The following is a 908-nucleotide window of genomic DNA, read 5'->3' as shown; positions in this document are numbered from 1 at the left end:
TCATGTCAGCATTCGCACTTCCGATACCTCCAGCAGACCTCTCGATCCACCTTCACAGGCGTACGGAACGCTCCTCTACCGCGCACACAAAGTGTGCACCCCGAGCTTCGGTGTAGTGCTTAGCCCCGTTAAATCTTCCGCGCAGACCGACTCGACCAGTGAGCTATTACGCTTTCTTTAAAGGGTGGCTGCTTCTAAGCCAACCTCCTGGCTGTCTATGCCTTTCCACATCGTTTTCCACTTAGCACTAACTTGGGGACCTTAGCTGCGGGTCTGGGTTGTTTCCCTTTTCACGACGGACGTTAGCACCCGCCGTGTGTCTCCCGGATAGTCTGTCCTGGTATTCGGAGTTTGCCATGGTTTGCTAAGTCGCGATGACCCGCTAGCCATAACAGTGCTCTACCCCCAGGAAGATTCGTCCGAGGCGCTACCTAAATAGCTTTCGAGGAGAACCAGCTATCTCCGAGTTTGTTTAGCCTTTCACTCCTATCCTCAGCTCATCCCCATCTATTGCAACAGATGTGGGTTCGGTCCTCCAGTGCGTGTTACCGCACCTTCAACCTGGCCAAGGATAGATCACTCGGTTTCGGGTCTACTGCCAGAGACTATGCGCCCTATTCAGACTCGGTTTCCCTTCGCCTCCCCTAGACGGTTAAGCTCGCCACTGACAGTAAGTCGCTGACCCATTATACAAAAGGTACGCAGTCACCCTTGCGGGCTTCCACTGCTTGTACGTATACGGTTTCAGGGTCTATTTCACTCCCCTCTCCGGGGTTCTTTTCGCCTTTCCCTCACGGTACTTGTTCGCTATCGGTCAGTCAGGAGTATTTAGCCTTGGAGGATGGTCCCCCCATGTTCAGACAGGGTTTCTCGTGCCCCGCCCTACTCAATTTCACGCACGGTGCCCT

Annotated in this window: 1 rRNA gene; it reads right to left on the bottom strand. The window is 54.0% G+C overall.

Features of this window, described 5'->3' with window-relative positions:
• Positions 1 to 908: ribosomal RNA gene (locus BMZ38_RS00005) — 23S ribosomal RNA — on the bottom strand; the annotation flags it as partial.

The organism is Frateuria terrea (assembly GCF_900115705.1).
In the GTDB taxonomy this organism is placed as follows: domain Bacteria; phylum Pseudomonadota; class Gammaproteobacteria; order Xanthomonadales; family Rhodanobacteraceae; genus Frateuria_A; species Frateuria_A terrea.
This window is presented reverse-complemented; position numbering and strand designations above follow the sequence as displayed.